Source organism: Streptococcus sp. 27098_8_75 (assembly GCF_041432475.1).
Lineage (GTDB): Bacteria > Bacillota > Bacilli > Lactobacillales > Streptococcaceae > Streptococcus > Streptococcus gordonii.
Map to the genome: position 1 here is coordinate 211,027 of NZ_JAPVZR010000005.1, position 7,666 is coordinate 218,692.

The 7,666-nt window shown below is 39.5% G+C and carries 7 protein-coding genes; 6 read left to right on the forward strand and 1 reads right to left on the reverse strand.

The genetic code is table 11. The features are described from left to right. The first annotated feature begins 6 nt into the window (after nucleotides 1-6). Complete coding sequence (locus O3640_RS09570; RefSeq protein WP_223349857.1) at nucleotides 7-423, forward strand: DUF3021 domain-containing protein; 417 nt, start codon at nucleotides 7-9, stop codon at nucleotides 421-423. 118 nt (nucleotides 424-541) lie between these two features. On the opposite strand, the gene O3640_RS09575 is transcribed toward O3640_RS09570, so the two are convergent. Continuing rightward, nucleotides 542-1,492, reverse strand: a complete 951-nt coding sequence (locus tag O3640_RS09575; RefSeq protein ID WP_227221413.1) for a hypothetical protein — start codon at nucleotides 1,490-1,492, stop codon at nucleotides 542-544. Nucleotides 1,493-1,595: 103 nt separating this feature from the next. Between O3640_RS09575 and O3640_RS09580 the strand changes: the two genes are divergently transcribed. The 5 genes from O3640_RS09580 to O3640_RS09600 all read left to right on the forward strand — a co-directional run. After that, nucleotides 1,596-2,207: a TetR/AcrR family transcriptional regulator gene (locus tag O3640_RS09580; protein WP_227221412.1), complete on the forward strand. Its 612-nt coding sequence runs from the start codon at nucleotides 1,596-1,598 to the stop codon at nucleotides 2,205-2,207. Between the two features lie 194 nt (nucleotides 2,208-2,401). Further along, entirely contained in the window at nucleotides 2,402-2,749 is a 348-nt protein-coding gene (locus O3640_RS09585) for a hypothetical protein (protein ID WP_045773657.1), read from the forward strand. Next, nucleotides 2,750-3,106 carry a class Ib ribonucleoside-diphosphate reductase assembly flavoprotein NrdI gene (locus O3640_RS09590; protein WP_185760904.1) on the forward strand — a complete coding sequence of 119 codons (357 nt, stop codon included), beginning with the start codon at nucleotides 2,750-2,752 and terminating at the stop codon, nucleotides 3,104-3,106. Between the two features lie 404 nt (nucleotides 3,107-3,510). Beyond that, complete coding sequence (locus tag O3640_RS09595; RefSeq protein WP_227221411.1) at nucleotides 3,511-4,251, forward strand: class I SAM-dependent methyltransferase; 741 nt, start codon at nucleotides 3,511-3,513, stop codon at nucleotides 4,249-4,251. A 330-nt stretch (nucleotides 4,252-4,581) separates the two neighbouring features. Next, on the forward strand, nucleotides 4,582-7,666 hold a 3,085-nt coding region (locus O3640_RS09600), incomplete at its 3' end, for a SpaA isopeptide-forming pilin-related protein (RefSeq protein ID WP_371586847.1).

Sequence of the window (7,666 nt, forward strand, 5' to 3'; positions counted from 1 at the left end):
TAAGTGATGAGTATAAAAAAATGTCTACATGCTATATTAATGGGCATCCAGACAGGGAGTGCAGTCTATCTGATTCTCCTTGCTTTCTCTATTCAAAAACATCCGCCCACAACTAGTAATATCATCAGTGTCATGGTGATGAGCGGTTTGATTGGGATTGTCAGTTCAATTTTAAAAACTCTTGAAGACCGATTCTCCATTTTAGTCTCGATTTTACTGCATTTTGTCGCCGTCTCAGTCTTAGTATGCTGTTTCATGGTCTACAATAACTGGGGATTTTTGATTTTCAACTGGCATTTTTGGCTAGATTTTATTCTGATTTATCTCTTTGTATGGCTCTTTCTTTACTTGGATACAAATCTTAAGACCAAGAAGATTAACAGCGCCTTGGCCAAGCGCAGAATGGAAAAAGAAGGCAAGTAATCTACTGAAAAACGTTCTGACAAGCATATCTTAAAAAAAGGAGTTGGATTGTATCCTGCTCCTGTTTTTATATATAAAAAACTCAAGCTGGAAAATCTAGCTTGAGTTTTATGTGATATTATATCCCCAATCTGATATGAGGGAAGTGGTTGTAGAGATAGTCAAAGGTTGACTGGAGTTGAACATCTGTTGTTTTGCCAATATTTCGAATAGGCATCTGATATTTCTTATTATTTGATCGAACAGCAATTAGAGTAGAATTTCTGTTGGATGCAAAGCCTCTATGCATGGTAAAAATATGGTGGTAGAGATGGGCAACCTGTTTGAGGTCAACAGTTCTTACACCACGATAATAAGTGATCAGGTGGTCTTTATAGATGATGATTTTCAATTTGTCGTCATGGAAGGAAGCTTGTTCTAGTAAGAGATTAAGATTTCCTTGGACTTCTGGATAAATTGAATAAATTTCATTATAAGCTTGCACATTCTTTCTGCGGTTGAAGAGTCCAGTTCCGACAAAAAAGGCAGATAAACCGACTAGGAAAAGGACGTAAAAGATGAATTTGGAATTATCAGAGTCAAACTCAGAAAGAGAAATATAAGAGCTGGTTGCAATTTTGGCCGAGATATCTCCAACTTCATTTCTTAGACTATGCATCAAGCTAGAAAAGTTGGAAATATATGATTGGTCCTTCTTTTGAACACTTGTATTTATGTAAGTACCGACAAGTCGTGCAGGATTTTTCCTTAGCTCTCCTTTATTTGCTTGTTCCACTAGCTTAGCGATCTGCTTGTCACCTTTCTTTGCTTGAACGCCAACATATCCATCCTTATATTGAACCAGCCAAACCTCAGTTTTATCATTTACCGGGAAAATAGGTTCTGGAGAGATATCATAAACTTCAGTATAAACTGTTTCAGAAGAAACTTTAGCGGTGTCTGCTGAGTAGGCAATTTTAGGATTAGCTTTTTGATATTGGATAAAGGCCATGGCACCAGCTATCCCAAGAAAAATTAGAGTAATAAATAATAGGCCAATCATTCCCTGATTGCGTTTTTCTTTAAGCATTACTAAACCTCCAATAAAATTCGGTATAATAATTTGATATTCAAAGAATATCTAGACTGTAGTATAGCAAAATACTTGACTTTTGTAAAACAAGTGTTAAAATATGAATGAATATAAAATAAAATTCATTCACAAAAGAGACAGGAAAATGGATAAAAAAAATGAGCTCCTGGCTGCGGCTAGAGAAGTCTTTGCAGAAAAAGGCTATAAGGCAGCTGGAATTTCTGATATTGCCAAGAGAAGCCAGATGGCTGTCGGTTCCTTTTACAAGTATTATGAGTCTAAGGAAGCTATCTTCTTGGAGGTTTATGTAGCTGAAAATAGCCGTATACGTGAGGAAACCATTCGACGTGTGGACTGGCAGGGCGAGCCCGAGGCAATCGTTGAACAACTTTTTGCAGTCACTTTTGAGTTGATTTCGCCCAATAAAATTTTAGCCGAGTGGAATAAGCCGGGCATTTCTAAAATTCTGCATGATTACTATAATCAAGATGCCGGCCGAGCGTCCAATGCCTTTCATCAGTTTCTGATTCAGACCTTCAGCCAGCGCTTGCAGGAAGAGGGTTTTTCGAAGGAGAAAATAGCCGAGATCATGAAGGTTTATGATTTGATTTACTACATAGACATGCATGTCACAGAGCAGGAATTTTCAGGCTACTTCGATAGTCTTGAGACTTTAGTGAAATATTTTGTTAAGGGAATTTTTTCCAAATAGAGGAAATTCCTTTTCTTAGAAGTGAAAATGAATGAATTTATAAAAATATTCATTCATAAACAAAGGAGGTGATGGATTATGCTCTGTGATTCGGAAATGGAAAGGAACGTAATTAGATAAAATACATTATTTTTTATCATAATATGAATGAATAATCTGAACTATTCATTCAAAAATAGAAAGCGAGGAAAAGAATGAATAAGCAAGGAGGATTTGTCATGAGTGGAATGCTTATTTTAGGCATCTGTCTGGTCGCGATTGGTCTTTTGACCATTGGCTATGGCGGTGTAACAGTTGGTTTTAGTTTAAGTGTAGATTTTCAGTCATTTTTAGTCGGAGGTCTCATCCTTGTCCTAATTGGAGTAACTTTGATTCCGGGATTGACAGTAGTTGCGAAGCTGACGGCGCTGGCTTTAGCAACGTTGTCATTGCTGATGTACATTCACATGATGCCAGATTTGGAGTTTATGCTTATGCTCATCTCGGATGTTGTGGTTCTTGGCTTTGCGGCCTGGTTTGCTATTCTCTTTTTAAGAAAGTAGGTGATGAAGATGATTGTAGTTTATGATTCAAATACTGGTATTGGAAAACGATTTGCAGAATCACTGGGCTATCCGATCCAGAGCATCAAGGAGAAACTGGAAGTGCCCTGTATTCTCATTACTCGAAATGCTGGTGCTGGGAAAATTCCTTGGTCTACCAAACGCTTTATCAAGAAACATCCTGGGTTGATTAAAGGTTTTGTTAACAATGGTGACTCTGTTAAACACGGACGGACCTTCTGCGGAGCTACTGCCCTGATTATCGAAAAATATGGGCTCCAGCATATCTGTGATATTGACCAAGGCGGTAGTCCAGAAGATGTCAAGACTGTGCAGGCATTTTTGGCGGAGTGCTAGTCTCAACAAGTTTCGCATAAATGGAGAACTTGTATGTCTAGGTTCAAGAAAATTGGGATCTTTTTTCTGACTCTGATTTCAGTTCTTATCCTAAGGACTCGCGGGCTTGCATAGAAATAGTACGATACTTCAGATAAGACAGAAAGAAATGCTAGCAAATAAAAAGAATCAGATAAGAACCAGCTTAGTGCAATTTCAAGGCTGGTAGAAAGATGACCGATTTGACCAAAGTGCTGAAAGCAGAAAGCTCCAGACTCTTTTGTATAATATTCCTTTGATTTTCTGCAACTTGCCAAGTAATTTCTTCCGGTTACTCATGCTGGGTAGCCACTTGCTGAAAAACTCTTGTTTTTGTTTTAGAATTCTCTATAATAATTGTCAAATAGAAAAAGGAGACAAGAAACATGATGGAAACAAAGATACAAGAGAAGCTGAAGTCAGACTTGGAGGTGGATGATTTTCAAAAAGATGGAGACATCTACCTGGCTCTGAATCCGGACTATATCTCTGGCGACAATGCCAAGTATATGACTATGTATAATCGCTTTGCTCGCTGGTATGATTTGAGCGAAAAATGGCTGGGTGGCCTTCTTTATGGAAAGGCAGTCGATAAGCTGAGAAGGGAGCTAATGGCAGAAATAGAATGGAAGGACCATCTGTCAGTTCTTTATGTTTCTATTGGAACAGGCCATGATCTATGCTATATTCCTAAGGATGTTGATCTGAAAAGCTTAGACTTTTTTGGAGCGGATATTTCTATAGGCATGTTGAAGAAATGCCAAAAATCTTGCTCCAAGAAGACCAACCTGCAACTCTTTCAGGCCTGTGCGGAGGATCTGCCCTTTGCGGATAATAGTTTTGATATCGTCTATCATATCGGTGGAATCAATTTCTTTAGCGATAAGGCCAAGGCCATGCAGGAGATGCTAAGGGTGGCTAAACCAGGGACTAAGATTTTGATTTCAGATGAGACGGCGGATTATGTGGACCAGCAATATAAGAAAAACCACTTTAGCAAGGACTATTTTAAGGATGCTACTGTTGATCTTGGAGAAATTGAAGCAGCAGTTCCAGCGGGCGTCAAAGAGAAAGAGTTGAAATTCCTCTGGGATGGTAAATTCTACGCCTTGACTTTTAGGAAATAAATCAGAAGAACCGGACTTTGTTTCCGGTTTTTGTGGTATTTCAGACACAAAAAAGTAATAAAAGATTGGATTTGGTAGCATCAGCTTTAATTTGAAAGTTAATGTAATTATTTGTTCAATGCTAGCAAGTTAATGAAATTTGAATAAATATTAAAAAAAGGCTTATAACATATGGTCTTTTAATTGATAGTATGGTAGAATGAAGGCGTAATGTATCTATAAAAAATGTTTACTTTTTTGTAAAGGTAAACACTGATAAGATGGGGAAATCAGTTAGTATACAATTACATTGTACATTCAAAACTGAATATTATGAGAAAGGAAGATTGCATGAACAAAAGAATTAGAACTTGGCTTCACGTCATTATTCTTTGTTTGGGAGTGGTTTTGCCATCATTAACTCCTCTTGCCCAAGTGCAGGCGGCCGAATTTAATGATGTCATTACTGAGATGAGTCTCAAAAATTCTTCTGGAGGAGACTTAACGCAAGGGATAGATATTTGGCAAGATTTCCGCGTTTACGCAAAATTTGTATTGCCTGATAACCAAGTACATCAAGGAGATACGACGACAATCACCTTGCCGCCAGAGTATGCTTTTGCGAACTCTTCAGCCATTGAGCTTAAGGACGAGTCAGGTAATCTTGTTGCAAATGGATTTTTGGATTCTGCAAACAAAACGATTACCTTAACATATACAAATTATGTTGAGCAAAAATCTGGTGTCCGTGGAGAATTTTTCTTCTATGCTCGGGTTGACCATGATGTAGTGAGTCAAGAAGGTGACTTGAATGCTGGATTTACAATAGGAACACGGACCTTAGTTCCAGGGACTGTTCATTATAATGGACCTCCTAAACAGTATGACTCTAAGATTGAAAAGAGTTCCTTCCAGTATAAGGATGACGAGAAAAATGTTATTCGTTACAATATTACTGTAAACCGTAATATGGCTAACTACAGTGATATAACCATCAAGGATGCGTTCTCGTCTCCAAATTTCACCTTCTTACCAGATACTTTTCGTATTTATAAAGTAGATTGGCGTTGGAATAACGGAGATTGGAAATGGTCTAATGCTCAGGATATGACAGAAACATTTAAGAAACAAATGACTGTAAATCCGGGAGGAGATGGATTCACTTTACCTCTAGGAGATACTAATGGCTTTGGTTATATGATTGAATATAGGGCTAAAGCAAATTATGATTTAGTTGATGGCGAAAAAATTACGAACGTAGCCAAGATGAATTATAATGGTGGTCTGACTGAACAATCAACTAGCACTCGTACCTATCAGATTGCTGGTGGTGTAGCTGAAGGATATGTATTCTCTATTAAGATCCACAAGGTAAATGAAGCAGGTGAAAATCTTCAAGGTGCTGAATTTGAAGTGGTTCGTGACAGTACTGGGGCAGTAGTTGGCAAGTTGACAACAGATGCTGATGGTAATGCGAGCGTAGGAGAGTTGTTGAGAGACAACTATACTATCCGAGAAGTGACAGCACCAGAAGGATATGACAAATCAACTGAGGAAATCAAGATTGGTTCACAAGATTTCGGAACTGATAAATCGGTATCTCGTGATATTGTCAACAAGAAGACACCAACCGAAAAGGATATCACCTTTAAGAAGGTGGATCCAAATGGAAAAGAAATTCCAGGTGCGGAACTGAAAATCTATAGTGGAGATACAGTCAATCTTGAAGAGGCACCTGTTGCAGACTGGACTACTGTAGCTGACACTTCTAAAGTGATTAAGCTGGCACCAGGCACCTACACTCTAAGAGAGTTCGATGCTCCAGAGGGATATAAAATTGTAGGGGATATTACTTTTACAGTTAATGCTGACGGTTCTATCACTATTAAGAATAAGGGAGCTGATGATACTGTTCTTGCAGCTGGTCCAGTTCTGACTATTACTGATAAAGAGGATACTAGTCCAAAACCAATTACCTTCAGTAAGGTTAACCTTGGTGGTACAGAAATCGCAGGAGCTCAAATCAAGATCTTCAAAGGCGATAAGGCAGAAGGCAATCCAGTAGAAAGCTGGACATCTGAAGCTGGTAAGTCTAAAGAACTAAACTTGGCACCAGGTACTTACACCTTCCATGAGGAAGCAGCCCCAACCGGTTACCTCAAAGTAACAGACATTACTTTCCAAGTCAAAACAGACGGCACAGTGGAAGTGACAAACGTTGGCGAAAAAGACTCTAAAGGTGAAGACAACCGTGTTGTAGCGAATGGTGCAACTCTAACTGTAACCGACAAAGATGATGACAGTCCCAAAGCTATTACTTTCAGTAAAGTAAACCTTGGTGGTACTGAGATTGCTGGTGCAGAGATCAAGATCTTCAAAGGCGACAAGGCAGAAGGTCAAGCAGTAGAAAGCTGGACTTCAGAAGCTGGTAAGTCTAAAGACTTGAACTTGGCACCAGGTACTTACACCTTCCATGAGGAAGCAGCTCCAACCGGTTACCTCAAGGTGACTGACATCACATTCCAAGTCAAACATGACGGTACAGTGGAAGTGACGAATGTTGGAGAGAAAGACTCTAAAGGTGAAGACAATAAGGTCGTAACCAACGGCTCAACTATGACTGTAACCGACAAAGACGATGACAGTCCAAAAGCTATTACTTTCAGTAAAGTTAACCTTGGTGGAACTGAAATCGCAGGTGCAGAGATCAAGATCTTCAAAGGCGATAAGGCAGAAGGCCAAGCCGTAGAAAGCTGGACTTCAGAAGCTGGTAAGTCTAAAGACCTCAACTTGGCACCGGGCACTTACACCTTCCATGAGGAAGCAGCTCCAACCGGTTACCTCAAGGTGACTGACATCACTTTCCAAGTCAAAACTGACGGTACAGTGGAAGTGACGAATGTTGGAGAGAAAGACTCTAAAGGTGAAGACAACCGTGTTGTAGCGAATGGTGCAACTCTAACTGTAACCGATAAAGATGATGATCTTCCACGTAAGATTACCTTCAGCAAGGTTAGCCTTGGTGGAGAAGAAATCGCGGGAGCTCAGATCAAGATCTACAAGGGCGACAAGGCAGAAGGTCAAGCAGTAGAAAGCTGGACTTCAGAAGCTGGTAAGTCTAAAGAATTGAACTTGGCACCAGGCACTTACACCTTCCATGAGGAAGCAGCTCCAACAGGTTACCTCAAAGTAACAGACATTACTTTCCAAGTCAAAACTGACGGTACAGTGGAAGTGACGAATGTTGGAGAGAAAGACTCTAAGGGTGAAGACAACAAGGTCGTAACCAACGGCTCAACTGTTACAGTAACGGATAAAGACGATGATAGTCCAAAAGCGATTACTTTCAGTAAAGTTAATCTTGGTGGAACTGAAATCGCAGGTGCTCAGATTAAGATCTACAAGGGCGATAAGGCAGAAGGCAATCCAGTAGAAA

Excerpts from the sequence above, each read along its gene's own strand:
- O3640_RS09570 (WP_223349857.1), top strand. The coding sequence starts at position 7 with ATGAGTATAAAAAAATGTCTACATGCTATATTAATGGGCATCCAGACA.
- O3640_RS09575 (WP_227221413.1), bottom strand. The coding sequence starts at position 1,492 with ATGCTTAAAGAAAAACGCAATCAGGGAATGATTGGCCTATTATTTATT.
- O3640_RS09580 (WP_227221412.1), top strand. The coding sequence starts at position 1,596 with ATGAATGAATATAAAATAAAATTCATTCACAAAAGAGACAGGAAAATG.
- O3640_RS09585 (WP_045773657.1), top strand. The coding sequence starts at position 2,402 with ATGAATAAGCAAGGAGGATTTGTCATGAGTGGAATGCTTATTTTAGGC.
- O3640_RS09595 (WP_227221411.1), top strand. The coding sequence starts at position 3,511 with ATGATGGAAACAAAGATACAAGAGAAGCTGAAGTCAGACTTGGAGGTG.